Below are 19,942 nucleotides of genomic sequence, written 5' to 3'. Positions count from 1 at the left end.
CGGCGACGGGCAGGCCATCCGGCCGGTAGCGGTGCTCACATACATCATCAGACGAATCATCGGCGCTCTCGCCATGCTGATCGTCATCAGCATGGTCACCTTCGGCATCTTCTTCGTGGTGCCGCAGTGGGCCGGTTCCAGCCCTGAGGCCCTCGCCTCGCGCTACGTCGGCCGCGCGGCCACACCGGAGACGGTGGCTCTCGTCGCCGAGAGGCTCGGGTTCAACGACCCGATCGTGGTGCAGTACGGCCGGTTCCTCAAGGGCATCTTCGCCGGAGCCGAGTACGACTACGGAGCCGGTGTCGAGCAGTGCCCGGCGCCCTGCCTCGGCTACTCCTTCATCAGCGGACAGCCCGTCTGGCCGGATCTGCTCGACCGCATGCCGGTGACCTTCTCCCTGGCCATCGGGGCCGCCTTCCTCTGGGTGGTCTTCGGCGTGTCCGTGGGCGTGCTGTCCGCGCTGCGCCGCGGCAGCTTCTTCGACCGCCTGTCCATGGGCACCGCGCTCGCCGGCGTGTCGCTGCCCATCTTCTTCACCGGCATGGTCTCCCTGGTCGTCTTCAGCTACGGCCTCGGCTGGACCCCGCCCGGCGGGGCGTGGACGGACCTGACGGAGAATCCCGCCGAGTGGGCCTACAACCTGCTCCTGCCATGGATCACGCTGGCGTTCCTGTTCGCGGCGAGCTATGCCAGGCTCACCCGCGCGGGCATGCTGGAGACCATGGGCGAGGACTACATCCGCACCGCCCGCGCCAAAGGCCTGCGCGAACGCGACGTCGTGGTGAAACACGGCCTGCGCGCCGCGCTGACACCGATCCTCACCCTGTTCGGCATCGACTTCGGCCTGCTGATCGGCGGCGCCGTGCTCACCGAGACCACCTATACTCTGCCCGGACTCGGCCAGTTCGCCATCCTGGCCATCAGAAACCAGGACCTGCCGCAGGTCATGGGCGTGGTCCTGTTCGCCGCCGGCTTCGTGGTGGTCGCGAGTCTGATCGTCGACCTCCTCTACGCCGTGGTCGACCCGAGGGTGAGGTTGTCGTGAGCTTCCTGGACGTCAAGGATCTGCAGATCCATTTCCCCACCGACGACGGGCTCGTCAGGGCCGTCGACGGCCTGACCTTCGGCATCGAGCGCGGCCAGACCCTGGGCATCGTGGGCGAGTCCGGCTCCGGCAAGAGCGTGACCAGCCTCGGCATCCTCGGCCTGCACAAGGGCGGCCGGGCCAAGATCTCCGGTGAGATCTGGCTCGACGGCGAGGAGCTCGTCGCAGCCTCGGCCGAGCACGTGCGCACCCTGCGCGGCAAGAGGATGGCGATGATCTTCCAGGATCCGCTGTCGTCGATGCACCCCTACTACACCGTCGGCCACCAGATCATCGAGGCCTACCGGATCCACCACGACGTCAGCAAGCAGGTGGCGCGCAAGCACGCGATCGACCTGCTCGGCCGCGTCGGGATCCCCGAGCCGGCCGGGCGCGTCGACAGCTACCCGCACGAGTTCTCCGGCGGCATGCGCCAGCGCGCCATGATCGCCATGGCGCTGTCGTGCGACCCCGAGCTGCTCATCGCCGACGAGCCCACCACCGCGCTCGACGTGACCGTGCAGGCCCAGATCCTCGACCTGATGCGTGACCTGCAGCGTGAGTTCAACTCCGCGCTGATCATCATCACCCACGACCTCGGCGTCGTGGCCGAGCTGTCGGACGACATCCTGGTGATGTACGGCGGCAAGTGCGTCGAGTACGGCAAGGCCGACGACATCTTCTACAACCCCGAGCACCCCTACACCTGGGGTCTGCTGGGCTCCATGCCCCGCCTCGACCGGGAGCGGACCGAGCGGCTGATGCCGATCAAGGGCTCCCCGCCGTCGCTCATCAACGTGCCTGCGGGCTGCGCCTTCCACCCCCGCTGCCCGTACGCCGACCGTACGGAAGGCCGCGCCTCCACCGAGGTGCCGGACCTGGCTCCGACGGAGCGCGGGCACCTGGTGCGCTGCCACATGACCAGGACGGAGCGGCGGACGCTGTGGGAGAACGAGATCAAGCCAGTGCTGGAGACCCAGTGAGCGAGAATGAGCCGCTTCTTTCGGTGCACAACCTCGAGAAGCACTTCCCCGTCACCAAAGGCCTGCTCAAGCGGCAGGTCGGCGCCGTCAAGGCGGTGGACGGGATCAGCTTCGACGTGTTCAAGGGCGAGACCCTGGGACTGGTGGGGGAGTCGGGCTGCGGCAAGTCCACCACCGGCCGGTTGGTGACCCGGCTGCTGGAGCCCACCGGAGGCAAGGTCGTCTTCGAGGGGCGCGACATCAGCCACATGGGCCAGGGCAAGCTGCGCCCGCTGCGCCGCGACATGCAGATGATCTTCCAGGATCCCTACTCGTCGCTCAACCCCCGGCACACGGTCGGCGCCATCGTCGGCGCGCCGTTCCGCATCCAGGGCGTCAAGACCGAAAACGGCACCAAGAAGGCCGTGCAGGACATCCTTGAGCTGGTCGGCCTCAACCCCGAGCACTACAACCGCTACCCGCACGAGTTCTCCGGCGGTCAGCGGCAGCGCATCGGCATCGCCCGCACCCTCGCGCTGAAGCCCAAGCTCATCATCGCCGACGAGCCGGTCTCCGCGCTGGACGTGTCCATCCAGGCCCAGGTCGTCAACCTGCTGGAAGACCTGCAGAACGAGCTCGACCTGACCTACGTGGTCATCGCCCACGACCTGTCTGTGGTGCGCCACATCAGCGACAGGGTGGCGGTCATGTATCTCGGCAAGATCGTCGAGATCGCCGACCGCAAGCGTCTCTACACCGCGCCCATGCACCCCTACACCAACGCGCTGCTGTCGGCGGTGCCGGTGCCCGACCCCAAGGTGCGCAGGGACCGCGAGCGGATCCGCCTCACCGGCGACGTGCCGAGCCCGCTCAACCCGCCGCCCGCGTGCCGTTTCCACACGCGCTGCTGGAAGGCGCAGGACATCTGCAAGACCGTCGAGCCGCCGCTCGAGGAGCTGGCCGGCGGCCACCGCGTCGCCTGCCACTTCCCGGAGAACGTCCCCGTGGCCACCACCGAGGACGCCGCGAAGGCCTGACCGGAACACCCCGGCCCTGTCCCGGCCGTCAGATCAGGACAGGGCACCCGGGGTGATCAGGCCGGTCTCATAGGCCAGCACCACCGCCTGCACCCGATCGCGCAGCCCGAGCTTGGTCAGCACGTTGCCCACGTGCGTCTTGACCGTGGTCTCGCTCACCACCAGCTTGGCCGCGATCTCCGCGTTGGACATGCCCTTGGCGATCAGCCGCAGCACCTCCAGCTCCCGCTCGGTCAGCCGGTCCAGCCGGGCGGGAGTGGTCTGCTCGTAGGCCGACGGCAGCCGGGCCGCGAACCGGTCGAGCAGCCGCCTGGTCACGCTCGGCGAGACGATCGCGTCGCCTGCGGCCACCACCCTGATCGCCTGCACCAGCTCGTCGGGCGGCACGTCCTTCAGCAGGAACCCGGACGCGCCGGAACGCAGCGCCTCCACGATGTACTCGTCCAGGTCGAAGGTCGTCAGCACCAGCACCTTGGGCACGTGCGCGGCCGGAGCTGCCTCTCGCACGATCCTGCGGGTCGCCTCGATGCCGTCGACGCCGGGCATCCGGATGTCCATGAGCACCACGTCCGGCAGCAGCGCCCTGGTCTGCTCCTGCGCGGCCTTGCCGTCACCCGCCTGCCCGACGACGGTGATGTCGGGCTCGGCCTCCAGAATCAGGCGGAACCCCGTGCGCAGCAGCGGCTGGTCGTCGACCAGCAGCACCCTGATCGTCATCGTCCGTCCTTCAACGGGAATCTCGCCCTCACCTCGAAACCGCCCCCGGCTTTCGGGCCGATGGTCAGGATTCCACCATAGAGGGCGACCCTCTCGCGAATCCCTACCAGACCGTGCCCCGGCCGCTGGGCCGGGGCGGCCACACCCAGCCCGTCGTCCTCCACCCGCACCTCCAGCTCGCAGGGCCCGTGCCGCACGGTCACCACGGCCTGCGCGCCCGCACCCGCGTGCCGAAGGGTGTTGGTCAGCCCTTCCTGGACCAGGCGGTAAGCGGCCAGGTCGACCCCCGCCGGGATCGGCCGCGGCGTGCCCTCCGCCGACAGGCTGGTGACCAGCCCGGCCTCCCGCATCTGCTCCACCAGGGCGGGCAGGTCCCGCATGCCCGGCTGCGGCCCCAGCTCGGCGCGGGCGTCGGCGCGGAGCACGCCGACGATGTCGCGCATCTCGGCCATCGCCGTGCGGCCGGTCGACTCGATCGCCGACAGCGCCTCGCGCGCCAGCTCCGGATCCGAGGCCAGCACCTTGCGCGCCGCTGCCGCCTGCACCGTCATCACGCTCACGTGGTGGGCGACGACGTCGTGCAGCTCGCGGGCGATCCTCGAACGCTCCTCCGCCCTGGCCGCCCGGGTGTCGGCCGCGCGCGCCCGCTCCAGCCGGGCCGCGCGGTCCTTCAGCTCGGCCAGGTAGGCGCGGCGCAGCCGCAGGCTCCGCCCGGCCCCCCAGACCGCCACCAGCACCACGACCACCGCCATGTGATCGCTCCAGTGCGCCGCCGAGAGTGGACCGGCCGAGGAGCCCACCACGTAGACGACGAGCGACAGCAGCAGCCCGCCCAGCGCCGCCGCCAGCCCGCGATAGGAGGCCACCGAGTAGAGCAGAACCAGCCCCGCCACTCCCGCGAGGGAGGCGCCGTAGCCGAGCGTGACCAGCAGCGTCTCGGGAACCAGGCTCGCGCACAGCCCCGCCAGCGGCCAGCGCATGCGCACCGCCACCGGCACGCACATCAGCAGCACCAGGGTGACCCCGAGGGCGTCGGGGGCGCGGACGTCGCCCGCCACGAGGCCAGGGTCGACCTCCTGGACCAGGAACAGCGCCACCGAGACCGCGGCCACCAGCACGGCCAGGACCGCGTCATGGAACGTGGTTCGGTCTGCGCGCACCGCTTCACTGTAGGCCCGGGTGAAAGCGCGCAACCTCCTACCCAAGGAGGAGAACGGGCCTACAGCTCGTCGGTGGCCGAGCGCCGGTTGCTCCTGACCGTGTCACCCGGCTGCCGGTCCGGCACCGGCGGGGGGGTGCCGCCGAACTCCGGACAGAGCGCCTGGTGGTCGCACCAGTCGCACAGGCGGCTCGGCCTGGCCCGCCACTCGCCCGACTCCAGCGCCCGCTCGATCGCCGTCCACAACGCCCGCACCTTGCGCTCGGTGGCCAGCAGATCGGCCTCGTCGGGGGCGTAGCGCAGCACCTCGCCCCGGCCGCCCAGATAGACCAGCTGCAGCAGCCTGGGCACCTCGCCGCGCAGCCGCCACAGCACCAGCGCGTAGAACTTCATCTGGAACAGCGCCTTGGCCTCGAAGTCCGGCCCCGGCGCGCTGCCCGTCTTGTAGTCGACCACCCGCACCTCGCCGGTCGGCGCCACGTCCAGCCGGTCGACATAACCCCGCAGCATCAGCCCGCCGTCGAGCACCGCCTGCACGTAGAGCTCCCGCTCGGCGGGCTCCAGCCGCGTCGGGTCCTCCAGCGTGAAATAGCGCTCCAGCATCCCCCGCGCCTGGGCGAGCCACTCGGCCTGCTCGGCGTCGTCGGTGAACATCTCCGCGTAGAGCGGCTCGTCGGCCAGCAGCCGCTGCCACTGCGGCTCCAGCAGCCCCAGCGCCGCCTCCACCGAACGCCGCGGCGCGGGCAGGTCGTAGAGCCGCTCCAGCACCGCGTGCACCACCGTGCCGCGCACCGCCGCCTGCGAGGGCCGCTCCGGAAGCTGGTCGATCACCCGGAAGCGATAGAGCAGCGGACAGGTCATGAAGTCGCCCGCGCGGGAGGGGGAGAGGGCTCCGATGATCACCGGCTCGGTCAACGTCATGCACCGCACTCTAGGTCACCGGCCCGACATAATAAGGCCGCGAGTCCGGGATCACGCGGTCCGGCGCGTAGCATCAAGGCAGCGACAGGCGCGTGCTGGACGGCAAGGAGTGCGGTGAGCGAGCAGAACCCGCGACAGGAGTTCTCCGGTATCCGGATGGGGAGCCCCTTCGGCATCCCCGTCTACGTGTCGTGGACGTGGTTCATCGTCGCGGCCTTCATCACCTGGCTGTTCGGCGACACCGTGGTCGCCATGCTGCCCGAGCTCGACACCACCGCCGCCTACGCGGTCGCGTTCGTCTTCGCGGTCCTGCTGTACGTCTCGGTGCTGCTGCACGAGCTGGCCCACAGCGTCCTGGCCAAGTCCTACGGGCTGCCGGTCCGCCGGATCACCCTCTACCTCCTCGGCGGGGTGTCGGAGATCGAGAAGGAGCCGCCCACACCCGGCAAGGAGTTCATGGTCGCCGCCGCCGGGCCGGTGCTGTCGCTCGGGCTGGCCGGTGTCGGCCTGGCCGCCGACGTCTTCCTCATCAACGGCGGCGGCATCCCGCAGGTGCTGATCCTGCAGCTGTGGGTCGCCAACCTCATCGTCGGCGTCTTCAACCTGCTGCCGGGCCTGCCGCTGGACGGCGGCAGGATGCTGCGCGCCGGCGTCTGGAAACTCACCCGCAGCCCCGGCACCGGCACCGTCGCCGCGGCCTGGGGCGGCCGGGTGCTGGCGGTGCTGCTGGTCGCGGCGCCGTTCGCCATGGCGATGACGACCGGTCAGGACGTCGACCCCCGTGACCTGATCTGGCCGCTCGTGCTGGCCTCCTTCATCTGGATGGGCGCCACCCAGTCGCTCCGCGTCGCCCGCGTCCGCGCCAGGATCCCGCAGGTCAACGCGCGCAACCTGGCACGCAGGGCGATCCCGGTGACGGCGGAGACGCCGCTGGCCGAGGCGCTGCGCCAGGCCGCCGAGAGCGGCGCCGGAGCTCTCGTCGTGGTGGACCACGAGGGCCGCCCGGTCGCCATCGTCAACGAGTCGGCCGTTCAGGCCACCCCCGAGCACCGCCGCCCCTGGGTGAACGTGGGCTCCATGGCCAAGACCCTGGAGCCGTCCATGGTGCTCGCCGCCGACCTCGTGGGCGAGCCGCTGATCGACGCCATGCGCGAGGCCCCCGCGGGCGAGTACCTGCTCGTCGAGCGGGGCGGCGAGATCTACGGGGTGCTCGCCACCATCGACGTCAACCGCGTGTTCACCGGCGTCTGATTTGTCCCACTCGTCTAAGTGGCGGCCCCCGGCTAGTGTCATGTCCAGTGATCAGGCCGCTGAAGTGCGGCCCGTTCACACCCCCGGCGATTCGATGATGCGGCGTCTGGCCGATAGTGTGCTGTTTGGCCAAACTTGCACAGTTGAAGGGTTTGCCGCGGCCCACCGGTTCACCGAATCGAGACGGGGCGGCCGCGACAGCGCCCCGTCGTCTGGGTATGCGTATGGCTGGGCCGGCACGGTGGTGCGGGTGCCGCAACATCGCCGGCTTCCGGGGAGGAGAGTTGAGTGACCGAGCGCAGCGAGGGCACCGATGAGCGCAGCACGGTCATGAGGGAGGACTCATGACGGACCAGGGTTTCCAGGCGGTGCGCCCGCTTCCCGGAAACGGGCTGGTCGCTCTCGAGGGCGGGCTTCTGCTGGTTTGCGACGCGGACGAGGCCGCCGCGACCGGCCTGCTCGAAGCGCTGCGCGACACGGCCGCCTCCGGTGGTGACGGCAGGGCGCTGGCCAGGCGCGCCGCGCAGGTCCTCGCCGCCAACATGGCGCGCGACCCGGCGACCTGCGCCGTGGCGGGCCCCGTCGGCGACGGCGTGGCCGTCCTGGTGAGCGGCTCCGCCTCGGCCACGATCAGCACGGCCGCTGGGCAGACCCGCCTGGCCGGCAGCGACTCCCTCACCTGGGCCGACCGGCTCATCGGCGGACCCGTCGAGAGCGTCGAGCTGAGCCTGCCCGGCGCCGGCCGCCCGCATCCCGCCGTCCGCTTCGACGGCGGCGTCGTGCACGGAGGCGGCGTCGTGGGCGGGCTCGTGGGCGGGCTCGCGGAGCAGGCTCCCGCCGCCCAGTCCAGGCCGCTCACCAGCGAGATGCCCAACACGGCCTTCCACATCGAAGCCGATCTGCTGCCGCGCGCCGAGCCGCAGGGCCAGCCGCACAGCCAGCCATCGGGGCAGCCGCGCCAGCCACACAGCCAGCCGTCACCGCAGCCCGCCCAGGCTCCGCCCTACCCGCTGTCCGGAGCCGACCAGCAGCCCCCCATGCAGCAGGGCCCGCCCTCCGGCCCGCAGTTCCAGCCTCAGCAGTCGCAGCCCCAGCCGGTGCTGGAGCAGCAGTCCCCCGCGCATCCGGAGCCGGCCCCCTTCCCCTCCTACGACGAGCCGGTCCCCTCGGGCAACGGAACGGTCCCGGAGTCCTACGACCAGCCCGGCCCGCAGCCGATGGGCCCGCCGCAGGACCACTTCGAGCCCGGCCCGCCCCTCATGGGGCCGCCCCAGGAGCCGTTCGACCAGCCCGGGCCACCGCACCAGGAGCAGCCCGACCACGGCGACCGGCCGCTGGTCTACGGGGTCGACTGCAAGAACGACCACTTCAACGACCCGCGCGCCCCCTACTGCGCCGTGTGCGGCATCGCCCTCGTCCAGCGCACGCTCGTCCCCTACAAGGGGCCGCGCCCGCCGCTCGGCGTCCTCGTCCTCGACGACGGCACGGCGCTGCCACTGGACAGCGACTACCTGCTGGGCCGTGACCCCGAGCGGGCGCCCGAGGTGGCCGGCGGCACCGCCCGCCCCGCCAAGGTCACCAGCCCCGACGGCTCGGTCTCCCGCAGGCACCTGCGGGTGGCGCTGGACGGCTGGGACGTCAACCTGGTCGACCTCGGTTCCGTCAACGGCACGCAGATCCAGCCGCCCGGCGACCCGAACTTCTACGACATCCCGCCCAACGAGCCCGTGGCCATCGCGCCCGGCACCACCGTGCGCGTGGGCGTCTCCCGCACCCTGCGCTTCGAGGCGCACCGCGGCTGACCGGCCCGTGCCCGCGCCCCCTCGCGGGGCGCGGGCCCTGCCGTTTCTCCAGAACGGCTTCTCCAGTACGGCGGACAGCGTCACGAGGTGCTCCGCCGGCGGAATCGGGGTGGCGATTACGCCTTTGATGCGCCCTCACGCCGATTCGCCGACTGAATTAATTACCCGTATTTCAGGTTGAGAAAGTCTATTTCCGGCTGGCAGCTCGCTCACCCAGTGCCCGGCACTGCCTTCTCGGCTGCCCGACTTTCCGGACTTGGGCGTCCTGGCCGCTGGTCCAGAGCCCGCGATCTACCGTTGCAGGGCTCGATGCCGGTCCGGGTTCTTGTCCGATCTCGGGAGCCCGTCCCGGGTCCGGACCTCCCGACGATCTTCGGATCCTCCGCCCTGTACGGCCTTCACGCCTCCGGTCGAGGACTTCCGGTCCGTCGAGCGCCCCGGCTTTCAGGTGGTTCCGGCAGGCTTCGGGCCTCGCTCCACGGGGAGAGGCCTGATCGCGCTCTCACGGCATCGCTCTCGGTTATTGTTTGTACGTCTTTCCTTGGAAATGGCGATTCTTCCTCGCAAATTCCAGCAGTGCTGATCACGCCTGGGATGGCGATTTGTATCGGCATTTCGCGCAATACCCACCCCGGTCGCGGTCGGTCCTTTCCCGCCATCTGGACCGTACGGAAAGCAGATCGCCGGCCCGCCGTACAGCGTCCCGGCGCTGTCACGGGAGGAAGGCCGGGGGCGGGGACGAGAAGGGGCCGTCAGGAGGGGAAGGGGTGGCCAGGGTCGGTGGAGCGGGGCAGGACCGTGTGACGGGGGGCGTGCGGCGGGCGGTGGTGCGCGTGCCAGTGGGGCTCGGCCGGCGCCGTGAGGGCCTGCACGCCGCGCAGGAGCCGGACGGCCGCGTCCAGGCCGCTGGCGGCCTCCAGGGCACGGCCCGAGGCCGTGGCGAAGCGGCCGAGCAGGTGCTCGTCCAGGTCGTCGAAGCCCCGGCCCGCCACCCACAGGAACGTGTGGTCGTGCGTCGCCAGCGGCACCGGCGAGGCCAGGAAGCCGGGCGCGCCCACCGACGCGTCCGGCACCAGCAGCACCCGAGACAAAGAGACGGCCAGCTCCTTGAGCACGCCCGACTCCTTCAGCCAGCAGCGCATCTGCAGCGGGTCGCCCGGCGGGCCGTGCATGTGGACGGCCCGCGCCTCCTCCCGCAGGGGGTCCACCCGGACGAACCCCGCGTACGCCGCGCCGACGACGGTCGCGGCGGTGCGCGCAAGGCGGTCGATCAGCCCGGCGCTCTCGAGGCAGGAGAAGGCGGTGATGAGCTCACGCGTGGCGACGTCGGCACGGTTGTAAGGCATCGCAGGTCCCTCGGCGGAGGGGGAGAGATCGCGCAGCGTGATCACGCGAATCTCGGGGACGGTGACTCGGAGTATCGCCCGCGGCATGGCGGTTGACCAGACCTCAAAGGGAAATCAGGATTTTCCCGACAATGGCTGTACTGGAGCCGCCCGATCTCGCCGGCGCGGGCCGTCAGGGGCGGAGGAGGAGCCACTCGATCTCGTCGGCGCGGGAGCCGTCGCGCTTGGGGAGCACCTGCCTGCGCACGGACTCGCGGACGAACCCGGCACGTCGCAGCACCGCCTGCGAGGCGGTGTTGGCGGTGTCGGTCCCGGCGACCAGCCGGTGCAGCCCGGTGGCGGCGAACGCCCAGTCGGCCAGCAGGCGCACCGCCCGCGTCATGAAGCCCCTGCCGCGAAAGCCCGGCACCAGCGAGTAGCCGACCATGGCCTGCCCGAACATCGGCACGATCTGGACGAGCTGCAGGTGCCCGGCGAACTCGCCGGTGGCGGCATCCCTGACCGCGAGTTCGATCCGCTGCCCGGACACCCAGAAGTAGCCGGTGCACCGGCAGCGCCGCTCGTCGTCCTCCAGCGTGTTGACCGGGCCCATGCCGTATTCGGCGACGCTCGGCTCGGCCATCATCCGGTGGAAGTCCGCGGCGTCCCGCACGCCGAGCGGCGTCAGCCGCACCACGCCGTCGGTCAGCTCGCCGCCCTCGAAGGGCGGCAGATAGGGCTCCACAGGCTCACCCGGGTCCCGGGCGAGCCTGGCGAACATCACCAGATCCACCCGCCGCCCGTCACGAAGCGCCGCGGCGTCGCGCCTGCGCCCCTCCTCGCGGAAACCGGCCCGGTAGGCGACCCGCAGCCCGGGCAGGTTCTCCACCTCGGCCTGCAACTCGACACGCTCCACGCCCCGGTCGAGCAGCCACTCGGCCACTCCGCGGGCCGCCGTGCCCGCCACGCCCTTGCCGCGCGCCCACGGCGCCACCAGATAGCCGATCTCGACCGACCCAGACGGAGTCGGCGCGCTGACGCCCGCGGAGCCGATGTAGCGGCCGTTCTCGGTGATCGAGAACTCGGCGCCGCCGCCCTCCCAGACCTCCCGCGAGCGCCGCACCCAGTCCCGCGCGTCCTGCGGCGTGTACGGCGTGGGAAGCAGGGGAATGAAGCGGGCCGTCACCGGATCGTCGCAGGTGGAGGCGATCGCCTCGACGTCGTCGTCGGCCGGGGGGCGCAGCACGAGAGAGCCGACGGAGATCACTTCACGCGGGAACATCCCCCATAGATATCGCGCGTCGTGACGTGCTCGAAAGCCCTATAACCTTGCCGCCATGGGTTTCCGCAGGCATGGGCCGTTCCAGGCGGGGGATCAGGTGCAGCTCACCGACCCCAAGAACAAGCGCCACACGATCACGCTCAAAGAGGACGGCGTCTTCCACACGCACAAGGGCGCCATCCCGCACAGCGATCTGATCGGACAGCCCGAAGGCTCCGTGGTGCGCTCGTCCGGCGGCACCCAGTATCTGGCCTTCCGCCACCTGCTGCAGGACTACACCCTCGCCATGCCGCGCGGCGCGGCCGTGATCTACCCGAAGGACTCGGCGCAGATCGTCGGCATGGCCGACATCTTCCCCGGCGCCCGCGTGATCGAGGCGGGGGTCGGCTCCGGGGCGCTGACGTGCTTCCTGCTGCGCGCGGTCGGCCCCGAGGGCCATGTCACCTCCTACGAGCGCCGCGAGGAGTTCGCCGACGTCGCCCGCAAGAACGTGGAGAGGTTCTACGGCGGCCCGATGGACGACAACTGGCGGCTGGTCGTCGGCGACCTGGTGTCCTCCATCGACGAGTCGGACGTGGACCGGGTGATCCTCGACATGCTCGCCCCCTGGGAGTGCGTCGACGCCGTCTCCAAGGCCCTCACACCGGGCGGCGTGATCTGCTGCTACGTGGCCACCACGACCCAGCTCTCGAAAACCGTCGAGGTCATTCGGGATCACGGGAGTTTCACCGAGCCTCATGCGTGGGAGACCCTGGTTCGCGACTGGCATGTCGAAGGGCTCGCCGTTCGGCCCGATCACCGCATGATCGGGCACACCGGGTTCCTCGTCACCGCCCGCCGCATGGCCGACGGCGTCACCCCGCCGCCGCGCCGTCGACGACCGAAGGGAACCACCGAAGAACTATGACAATTTGGCCACGAGGGTGCGTTGGTGCGTGACACGGGAACAGATCGCCGTGTTCATATGCTGGGAGTGTTAAACGCACTATTGGGGATTATTCACCGAATACTGATTGTCACTCTACGAACACTGCCCGGCCAGGTTACGGAGGGGCCCGAGATAGGTAAGGTCCTTAGTAGTCGCCCTCGACTGGGAAGGAGGTGACGGGCGTGGCAGCTCGCGATGATGCTGAGGCTCGAGCCGCGCAGCGCGAACGGGAGGTCGCTGATCTTTCAACACAGGTCTCCTTCCTCCAGGAGGAGATCACCGCGCTGAGGCGGAAGCTGGCCGAGTCACCCCGTCAGGCCAGAGTCCTCGAAGAGCGTCTCCATGAGGCACAGGCGAACCTCGCGGCCGTTACCGGCCAGAATGAGCGCCTGGTGGCAACCCTCAAGGAGGCCCGGGACCAGATCGTCGCTCTCAAGGAGGAGGTCGACCGGCTGGCGCAGCCGCCATCCGGATTCGGCACCTTCCTCGAGGCCAGAGAAGACGGCACGATCGAGGTGTTCACCGGCGGCCGCAAGCTGCGGGTGAACGTCAGCCCCGCCGTCGACGCCGATGCGCTGCGGCGTGGCCAGGAGGTCATGCTCAACGAGGCGCTCAACGTGGTCGAAGCACTCGGCTACGAAGAGGTCGGCGAGATCGTGATGCTCAAGGAGTTGCTCGACGAGGGCAAGCGCGCCCTGGTCATCTCGCACGCCGACGAGGAGCGCGTCGTGCGACTGGCCGAGTCGCTGGTCGGCCAGCCCATCAGGGCGGGCGACTCGCTCCTGCTCGAGCCGCGCTCCGGCTACGTCTACGAGCGCATTCCCAAGTCCGAAGTCGAAGAGCTCGTGCTCGAAGAGGTCCCCGACATCTCCTACGAGGAGATCGGCGGCCTCATGCGGCAGATCGAGCAGATCAGGGACGCCATCGAGCTCCCCTACCTGCACGCCGACCTGTTCCGCGAGCACAAGCTGCGCCCGCCCAAGGGCGTCCTGCTCTACGGCCCTCCCGGCTGTGGCAAGACGCTCATCGCCAAGGCCGTCGCCAACTCCCTGGCCAAGCAGGTCGCGGAGAAGACCGGCCAGTCCGGCAAGAGCTTCTTCCTCAACATCAAGGGTCCGGAGCTGCTCAACAAGTACGTCGGCGAGACCGAGCGGCACATCCGCCTGGTCTTCCAGCGTGCCCGTGAGAAGGCCTCCGAGGGCACCCCGGTGATCGTGTTCTTCGACGAGATGGACTCGATCTTCCGCACCCGAGGCTCGGGTGTGTCGTCCGACGTCGAGAACACCATCGTCCCTCAGCTGCTGTCGGAGATCGACGGTGTCGAGGGCCTGGAGAACGTCATCGTCATCGGCGCCTCCAACCGCGAGGACATGATCGACCCGGCGATCCTGCGGCCCGGCCGCCTGGACGTCAAGATCAAGATCGAGCGGCCGGACGCCGAGGCGGCCAAGGACATCTTCTCCAAGTACCTCATCACCGATCTGCCGCTGCATCCCGAGGACCTGACCGAGCACGGTGGCTCCCGTGAGGCCACCATCCACGGCATGATCCAGAGCGTCGTCGAGCGCATGTACACCGAGAGCGAAGAGAACCGCTTCCTCGAAGTGACCTACGCCAACGGCGACAAGGAAGTCCTCTACTTCAAGGACTTCAACTCCGGCGCGATGATCCAGAACATCGTCGACCGGGGCAAGAAGATGGCGATCAAGCAGTTCCTGGAGAGCGGCCAGAAGGGCCTGCGGGTGCAGCACCTGCTCGCGGCCTGCGTGGACGAGTTCTCCGAGAACGAGGACCTGCCCAACACCACCAACCCCGACGACTGGGCCCGCATCTCCGGCAAGAAGGGCGAGCGGATCGTCTACATCCGTACGCTCGTCTCCGGCAAGCAGGGCGCCGAAGCCGGCCGTTCCATCGACACCGTCGCCAACACCGGCCAGTACCTGTAAGCACGGCGAGGCGACCGGGCCGCGCGGACACCGTCCGCGCGGCCCGTCCGCGTCTGGAAGGCAGGCGGGGTCTAGGGGACGGAGGGCCAGGTCAGGCCGGTGGCCGGGATGTGGCCGCCCGCCTCGCGGGCTGAAGGATGGGTCAGGATGAGCCTGCCCGCCCGGCGGACCGCCGTGACCAGACCCGCGTCGCTGCCCGCGGAGCCCGAGGCGAGCACCGCGTAGGCGAGCGAGCCGGTGAGGCCCACGTCCGCGCGGATGCCGTCGTCGGTCCCCGTCTTGTTCGCCAGCCAGCCGCTCTCCGGATCGTGCCCCAGCAGCGCGGGGACCAGGCCGTGGTCGGTGTTGGCCCGCATCCAGCCGCGCAGCCGCACCTGCCAGCCCTCGCCGCCCGCCACGAGCGCCGCCAGGCCGGCCAGTTCGGCCGCCGTGCCCACCGCGAACGTCGGCGGATGCGACGGCAGGCGGGGCTCTCTGATGCGGTCCAGCAGGCGCGTCCGCGACAGGCCGAGCGCCGACGCCGTCGCGTTCACCCGGTCCACGCCCACCCGGCGCAGCAGCGCGTTCGTCGCCGTGTTGTCGCTCACCGCCGCCGTCAGCAGCGCCAGATCGCCCACCGTCCAGGCGCGCGCCGCCAGGCCGGTCAGCAGGCCGGAGCCGCCGCAGTAGTCCTCGTCCAGGACCTCCAACCGCTCGTCCTCCTGCATGAGGCCGCTCTCGACCGCCCTGGCGACCTCGGCCAGCAGCAGCACCTTGCCGACGCTGGCCAGCGGCAGCACCGCATCCTCGTTGACGGTCAGGCCGGCCGGGTCCGGCACCCCCACCCCGCGTACCGCCACCGCCAGGGTCCCCGGGCAGTCCGCGGCGATCCTCTCAAGCATCCAGGCATCCTCCCACGCTGTGAAAGGTGTGACTGATGGAACCGAAGTGACGGAATTTACGTCAAAGGGGTCGTGCAACGAGGTAACCGGTCGAAACACGCTCAGGGGGATGGCCGGTTGGCCGAGCTCGACCTCCTGCGGTTCATCGCCGCCCTGGCGGTGCTGGCCTTCCACTACCTGATCGCCTACGCCTCCGTCTGGGGAGACCGGCCCGCCGAGCTCTTCCCCGCCGTGGCCCCCGTCGCCGGGCTCGGCATCCTCGGCGTCGAGCTGTTCTTCATGATCAGCGGGTTCGTCATCCTCATGAGCGCCTGGGGGCGCGGCCTCGGCGCGTTCGCCCGCTCCCGGCTCGTCAGGCTCTACCCGGCCTACTGGCTCAGCCTGGCCGCCGTCGCCGCCCTCTACGGTCTGACCGGAGCCAAGGCACTGGATCCGAAACTCTCACCGGGCGATTATCTGGTCAACGCCACCATGTTCCAGCGGTTGTTCAAGGTGACCGACGCGGCGGGGGTCTACTGGTCTCTCTGGGCCGAGCTGCGTTTCTACCTGCTCATCGCGATCCTCGTGCTGGTCGGCGTCACCTACGGCCGCGTCCTGGCCTTCTGCGGGATCTGGCTGGTCGCCGCGCTCGGCGCCGAACTGCTCGGGAACCCGCTGCTCAGCGAGATCGTCATGCCCCGCTACGCGCCGTACTTCGTCGCCGGTATGGCCCTCTACCTGATCCACAAGCACGGTGGCGGCTGGCTCGTGTGGATCTATCTCGCCGCCGCGTACGTCCTGTCCGTGAACGCGGCCATCGAGCGCGTGCACGGCCGGATCGAGCTGGCCGGGTTCAGGAACATGCCCGTCAGCGACCTGAGCGTGATCCTCGCCATCACGCTGATCTTCGCCGTGATGATCCTGGTGGCCCTCGGGGCGCTCAGGATGCGGTCCCGTGCCGCGCTCACCGCGCTCGGCGCCACGACCTACCCGCTGTACCTGTTCCACTCCACGATCGCGGTCGCCCTCATCCCGTTGCTGGTGGGCGAGCGGCCTCCGTTGCTGGTGGTCATGATCACCACGCTCGCGGCCGTCGTCCTGTCATACCTCGTCTACGCCGTCGCCGAGCGTCCTCTTCAGCGGTTGCTCAAGCCCCGCCGGCCCGCGACCCCGGCGTCGGCGGTGCCCAGAGAGACGGTGCCGTCGGCCGAAGCCTGGCCAATCTCGCGATCGTGAGGTATGCGGATATGCAGTAATGAACGGTATCCGTGGGTCGAAAACCAAAGCGTCGATGTCGATCGGCAGGGACGACGCGATGGCCGCCGACCTCGTCCCGGTCCTCCTGGACACCCTGGTCGGCGTGGGTCGCCTGGCCGACGCCCGGGCCTTCGTCGACGCCTGCACCGCCGGGCTGGCCCGCCGTGACCTGCCCGCCATGCGCAAGGTCGGTGTCTCCTCCCGTACCGTGCTGGTCACCGCGGTACGTCCCGCCCCCTGACCCCGACACACCGTCATGGGGCGTGCCTACCGGCTGCCGAGCGTCCCTCCCGGCGGGCGCCTCCGGCCCCGCCGTCCAGGTCGTGCCGATCTCTCCGGAGAACGGCAAGGCCGACGTCAAATTCCGGTTTTGCCACCAGGGCCGGCTCCCCTGCTGGCGGGCGGTGGACAACGCTTTCATCGGCGGCCGTACCTGGGCTCCCGCCGCCACGCACACGGCTGTCGGCACGCCGCGCCGGAGATCTCCACTTCCCCGGTGCGGCGCGCGCGTGATCGGCGCACCGCGACGCGACGCAGCTCCGCCGTATAGGTTCGGAAGGCGTAGGTGCCATAACTCTGTGACCCTGGGGCACTGTGAAGGGCATAGGCTCGGGCATATAAACGGCGGATAGACAGATCCGGACGAACAGAGGGTGCGCATGACGGTGCGTCGGGTGATGGGCATCGAGACCGAGTACGGCATTTCCGTACCAGGTCAGCCAGGCGCCAACGCGATGGTGACCTCCTCCCAGGTGGTCAACGCCTACCTGGCCGCCTCGGCGGCCAGGGCGCGCAGAGCGCGCTGGGACTTCGAGGAGGAGAACCCCCTGCGCGACGCCCGGGGCTTCGACCTCGCCAGAGAGGTCGCCGACCCCAGCCAGCTCACGGATGAGGACCTCGGCCTGGCCAACGTCATCCTCACCAACGGCGCCCGGCTCTACGTCGACCACGCCCACCCCGAATACTCCACGCCCGAGTGCACCAACCCGCGCGCCGCCGTCATCTGGGACAAGGCGGGCGAGCGGGTCATGTACGACGCGGCCCAGCGCGCCAGCGCCATCCCGTCCAACGCGCCCATCCAGCTCTACAAGAACAACACCGACGCCAAGGGCGCCAGCTACGGCTGCCACGAGAACTACCTCATGCGCCGGGCCACCCCGTTCGCCGACATCGTCCGCCACCTGACCCCGTTCTTCGTCTCCCGCCAGGTCGTCGTCGGCGCCGGCAAGGTCGGCATCGGGCAGGACTCGCGCGGCGAAGGCTTCCAGATCAGCCAGCGGGCCGACTTCTTCGAGGTCGAGGTGGGCCTCGAGACCACACTGAAGCGGCCCATCATCAACACCCGCGACGAGCCGCACGCCGACCCGGAGAAGTACCGGCGCCTCCACGTGATCATCGGCGACGCCAACATGTCGGAAATATCCACATACTTGAAGCTCGGCTCGACCGCGCTCGTCCTCGCCATGATCGAAGAAGGCTTCCTCAGCCGCGACCTGGCCGTCGAAAACCCCGTCCAGTCCCTGCGCGCCGTCTCCCACGACCCCACCTGCCGCTACGAGATCCCGATGCGCGACGGCCGCAAGCTGACCGCCATCCAGCTGCAGATGGAGTATCTCGAACAGGCCCGCAAGTACGTCGAAGAGCGCGGCACCGCCCAGGACGAGATGAACAAGGACATCCTCGACCGCTGGGAGTCGGTGCTCACCCGCCTGGCGGAAGACCCGATGCAACTGTCCAGAGAGCTCGACTGGGTCGCCAAACTCGAGCTCCTGGAGGGCTACCGCAGCCGCGACGGCCTCGCCTGGTCCCACCCGCGGCTCGGCCTCGTCGACCTGCAGTACTCCGACATCCGCCCCGACCGCGGCCTGTACAACCGGCTGGTCGCCCGCGGCCGCATGCAGCGCCTCATCACCGAGGACGAGGTGGACCGGGCCGTCGAGAACCCGCCGACCGACACCCGCGCCTACTTCCGCGGCCGCTGCCTGCGTCAATACAGCGAGTCCGTCGCCGCCGCGTCCTGGGACTCCGTCATCTTCGACATCCCCGGCAGGGAGTCGCTGCAGCGCGTTCCCACCTTGGAGCCGTTGCGCGGCACCAAGGCGCACGTCGGCGAGCTGTTCGACCGCTGCCGCACGGCGGCCGAACTCGTCGCGGCCCTGACGGGCGGGGACTAGCCCTTCCAGCTTCGGGCGCCGTGCGGCGTCCGCGCTGATTCTGATCTACATCGTAAAGGCGTCGGCTCAGATCAGCCCGATGCCCAGCGTCAGCGTGCCCACCGCCAAGCAGACTCCGCCCGCGATCGTCAGATAGATGAGCTTGCTCGGCTTGGTGTCGCTGGGACGGGCCACCGACAGGAAGAAGCCCAGAGGCATCAGGATCGGCGCGGCCACGATCGAGACGCGCACCAGACTCTTCAGCGGCTCCGACAGGTCGGCCTGGTCCACGTACAGCATCGCCACGAGGCTGAACAGGACGAGCACGCCGGCGTGCGCGTGGCCGGCCCGCCACAGCCCGCGCCGGACCGGGTTGTCCAGATAGCCGGGGACGTTTCGCATAAGGAACGACAGCAGTGAGACGCCGCCGAAGGCGACGCCGGGGACCGTGATGAGGAGCACACCGGCCGTGCTCAGGGATGCGGGGGACATCGTGAACCTCCTTCGAGGGCGTGGGTCCAGTATTGGATAGCAGCACTATCTAGTCAAGTCGGCAAGATCGCGGGACGATCGGCGCGAAATGTCGCTCCGTTCGGGGAAGATATGGGCTAGAGGGCAGTCCCCCGACGTGGAGGTAGGACATGGCAAGCAAGGACACCGGCGGACAGAAGCAGACCGGCCGGCGTGAGTCCGAGGTCGAGGAGACCGAGGCGTCGGCTGCGCCGGACGTGCAGGAGCGTCAGGAGAAGCTCACCGACGACGTCGACTCGATCCTGGACGAAATCGACGAAGTTCTCGAGGAGAACGCTGAGGAGTTCGTGCGGAGTTACGTCCAAAAGGGCGGGGAGTAGCCCGCGTTCGGACGTCTGGACGGAGGTGGAGGCGCGGAGCAGGGAGTGAGCACTGCCCGCGCTGCGAAAGGTGCCTCGAGAGCGGGGTTCGAGAGGAGTCGAGCTGTGCGGGGATGGGTTGACGAACCATTGCCGTCCGCGCCATGCCTCGGTGATGCGCCACATGAGACACGGGAGTGAGTGAGAGCACCTGCTGAGACTCTCCGCGATGTCCCACGACGGGCCGCGGCCGGGCATCCGTGCCGGGGCCGTGCGTGTCTAGGCGGGCATCTCGTAGGTGACGGCGACGCCGAGGAGGCGCACCGGGCGGGTGAGTTCGAAGCGGCCGAGCGCGATGAGGGCGGCGTGGGTGAGGGCCGCCGGGTCGGTGGTGGGGGCTGCGAGCGTGGTCTGGCGGGTTCGCGTGA

19 protein-coding genes are annotated in these 19,942 nt (G+C 69.8%); 11 read left to right on the top strand and 8 right to left on the bottom strand.

The window, feature by feature from the left end:
- Positions 1 to 31 precede the first annotated feature (31 nt).
- From V5E28_RS21455 to V5E28_RS21445, 3 genes are read left to right on the top strand one after another with little or no spacing between them, the layout of a single operon-like run.
- Positions 32 to 1,045, top strand: a complete 1,014-nt coding sequence (locus V5E28_RS21455; protein WP_336208776.1) for an ABC transporter permease — start codon at positions 32 to 34, stop codon at positions 1,043 to 1,045.
- The gene (locus tag V5E28_RS21450; RefSeq protein ID WP_336208775.1) at positions 1,042 to 2,067 is read left to right on the top strand and encodes an ABC transporter ATP-binding protein; all 1,026 of its coding nucleotides are present in this window, start codon (positions 1,042 to 1,044) and stop codon (positions 2,065 to 2,067) included. The genes V5E28_RS21455 and V5E28_RS21450 overlap by 4 nt, the downstream gene beginning before the upstream one ends.
- Positions 2,028 to 3,083 (top strand): ABC transporter ATP-binding protein, encoded by a 1,056-nt coding sequence (locus V5E28_RS21445; RefSeq protein ID WP_442945850.1) that lies wholly within the window; start codon positions 2,028 to 2,030, stop codon positions 3,081 to 3,083. Before V5E28_RS21450 ends, V5E28_RS21445 begins: the two co-directional genes overlap by 40 nt.
- A 33-nt stretch (positions 3,084 to 3,116) precedes the next feature.
- Here the strand turns inward: V5E28_RS21445 and V5E28_RS21440 are convergent, their stop codons facing one another.
- The 3 genes from V5E28_RS21440 to V5E28_RS21430 are packed head-to-tail and all read right to left on the bottom strand — an operon-like array spanning position 3,117 to position 5,880.
- Positions 3,117 to 3,800 (bottom strand): response regulator transcription factor, encoded by a 684-nt coding sequence (locus V5E28_RS21440; RefSeq protein ID WP_336208773.1) that lies wholly within the window; start codon positions 3,798 to 3,800, stop codon positions 3,117 to 3,119.
- Positions 3,797 to 4,960, bottom strand: a complete 1,164-nt coding sequence (locus V5E28_RS21435; protein ID WP_336208772.1) for a sensor histidine kinase — start codon at positions 4,958 to 4,960, stop codon at positions 3,797 to 3,799. Before V5E28_RS21435 ends, V5E28_RS21440 begins: the two co-directional genes overlap by 4 nt.
- Positions 4,961 to 5,019: 59 nt before the next feature.
- Positions 5,020 to 5,880 carry a RecB family exonuclease gene (locus V5E28_RS21430; protein ID WP_336208771.1) on the bottom strand — a complete coding sequence of 287 codons (861 nt, stop codon included), beginning with the start codon at positions 5,878 to 5,880 and terminating at the stop codon, positions 5,020 to 5,022.
- A gap of 114 nt (positions 5,881 to 5,994) precedes the next feature.
- On the opposite strand from V5E28_RS21430, the gene V5E28_RS21425 reads away from it, so the two are divergent.
- Both V5E28_RS21425 and V5E28_RS21420 read left to right on the top strand, forming a co-directional pair.
- A complete protein-coding gene (locus tag V5E28_RS21425) occupies positions 5,995 to 7,131 on the top strand; it encodes a site-2 protease family protein (RefSeq protein ID WP_336208770.1) in 1,137 nt (378 codons plus the stop codon).
- 344 nt (positions 7,132 to 7,475) lie between these two features.
- Complete coding sequence (locus tag V5E28_RS21420) at positions 7,476 to 8,933, top strand: FHA domain-containing protein (protein ID WP_336208769.1); 1,458 nt, start codon at positions 7,476 to 7,478, stop codon at positions 8,931 to 8,933.
- Between the two features lie 752 nt (positions 8,934 to 9,685).
- Here the strand turns inward: V5E28_RS21420 and V5E28_RS21415 are convergent.
- Together V5E28_RS21415 and V5E28_RS21410 are read right to left on the bottom strand one after the other, a co-directional pair.
- On the bottom strand, positions 9,686 to 10,279 hold the full coding sequence (locus V5E28_RS21415; RefSeq protein ID WP_336208768.1) for a hypothetical protein: 594 nt from the start codon (positions 10,277 to 10,279) through the stop codon (positions 9,686 to 9,688).
- 172 nt (positions 10,280 to 10,451) lie between these two features.
- Positions 10,452 to 11,540 carry a GNAT family N-acetyltransferase gene (locus tag V5E28_RS21410; RefSeq protein ID WP_336208767.1) on the bottom strand — a complete coding sequence of 363 codons (1,089 nt, stop codon included), beginning with the start codon at positions 11,538 to 11,540 and terminating at the stop codon, positions 10,452 to 10,454.
- A 55-nt stretch (positions 11,541 to 11,595) separates the two neighbouring features.
- On the opposite strand from V5E28_RS21410, the gene V5E28_RS21405 reads away from it, so the two are divergent.
- Complete coding sequence (locus tag V5E28_RS21405; RefSeq protein ID WP_336208766.1) at positions 11,596 to 12,447, top strand: tRNA (adenine-N1)-methyltransferase; 852 nt, start codon at positions 11,596 to 11,598, stop codon at positions 12,445 to 12,447.
- Between the two features lie 194 nt (positions 12,448 to 12,641).
- A complete protein-coding gene (gene arc, locus V5E28_RS21400) occupies positions 12,642 to 14,414 on the top strand; it encodes a proteasome ATPase (RefSeq protein ID WP_336208765.1) in 1,773 nt (590 codons plus the stop codon).
- 71 nt (positions 14,415 to 14,485) lie between these two features.
- Here the strand turns inward: arc and V5E28_RS21395 are convergent, their stop codons facing one another.
- Entirely contained in the window at positions 14,486 to 15,295 is an 810-nt protein-coding gene (locus V5E28_RS21395) for a serine hydrolase (RefSeq protein ID WP_336208764.1), read from the bottom strand.
- Positions 15,296 to 15,412: 117 nt separating this feature from the next.
- Between V5E28_RS21395 and V5E28_RS21390 the strand changes: the two genes are divergently transcribed.
- The 3 genes from V5E28_RS21390 to dop all read left to right on the top strand — a co-directional run bounded on the left by V5E28_RS21390 (position 15,413) and on the right by dop (position 18,705).
- The gene (locus tag V5E28_RS21390; protein ID WP_336208763.1) at positions 15,413 to 16,510 is read left to right on the top strand and encodes an acyltransferase family protein; all 1,098 of its coding nucleotides are present in this window, start codon (positions 15,413 to 15,415) and stop codon (positions 16,508 to 16,510) included.
- 55 nt (positions 16,511 to 16,565) lie between these two features.
- Complete coding sequence (locus V5E28_RS21385; RefSeq protein WP_336208762.1) at positions 16,566 to 16,772, top strand: hypothetical protein; 207 nt, start codon at positions 16,566 to 16,568, stop codon at positions 16,770 to 16,772.
- A 418-nt stretch (positions 16,773 to 17,190) separates the two neighbouring features.
- On the top strand, positions 17,191 to 18,705 hold the full coding sequence (dop, locus tag V5E28_RS21380; RefSeq protein WP_336208761.1) for a depupylase/deamidase Dop: 1,515 nt from the start codon (positions 17,191 to 17,193) through the stop codon (positions 18,703 to 18,705).
- 66 nt (positions 18,706 to 18,771) lie between these two features.
- Here the strand turns inward: dop and V5E28_RS21375 are convergent, their stop codons facing one another.
- A complete protein-coding gene (locus V5E28_RS21375; protein WP_336208760.1) occupies positions 18,772 to 19,176 on the bottom strand; it encodes a hypothetical protein in 405 nt (134 codons plus the stop codon).
- A gap of 149 nt (positions 19,177 to 19,325) precedes the next feature.
- On the opposite strand from V5E28_RS21375, the gene V5E28_RS21370 reads away from it, so the two are divergent.
- Positions 19,326 to 19,535 carry a ubiquitin-like protein Pup gene (locus V5E28_RS21370; protein ID WP_336208758.1) on the top strand — a complete coding sequence of 70 codons (210 nt, stop codon included), beginning with the start codon at positions 19,326 to 19,328 and terminating at the stop codon, positions 19,533 to 19,535.
- A gap of 258 nt (positions 19,536 to 19,793) precedes the next feature.
- Here the strand turns inward: V5E28_RS21370 and V5E28_RS49585 are convergent.
- On the bottom strand, positions 19,794 to 19,942 hold a 149-nt coding region (locus V5E28_RS49585), incomplete at its 5' end, for a DinB/UmuC family translesion DNA polymerase (protein WP_442945852.1).

Origin of the sequence: Nonomuraea sp. LPB2021202275-12-8 (assembly GCF_037044575.1) — a bacterium.
Lineage (GTDB): Bacteria > Actinomycetota > Actinomycetes > Streptosporangiales > Streptosporangiaceae > Nonomuraea.
This window is presented reverse-complemented; position numbering and strand designations above follow the sequence as displayed.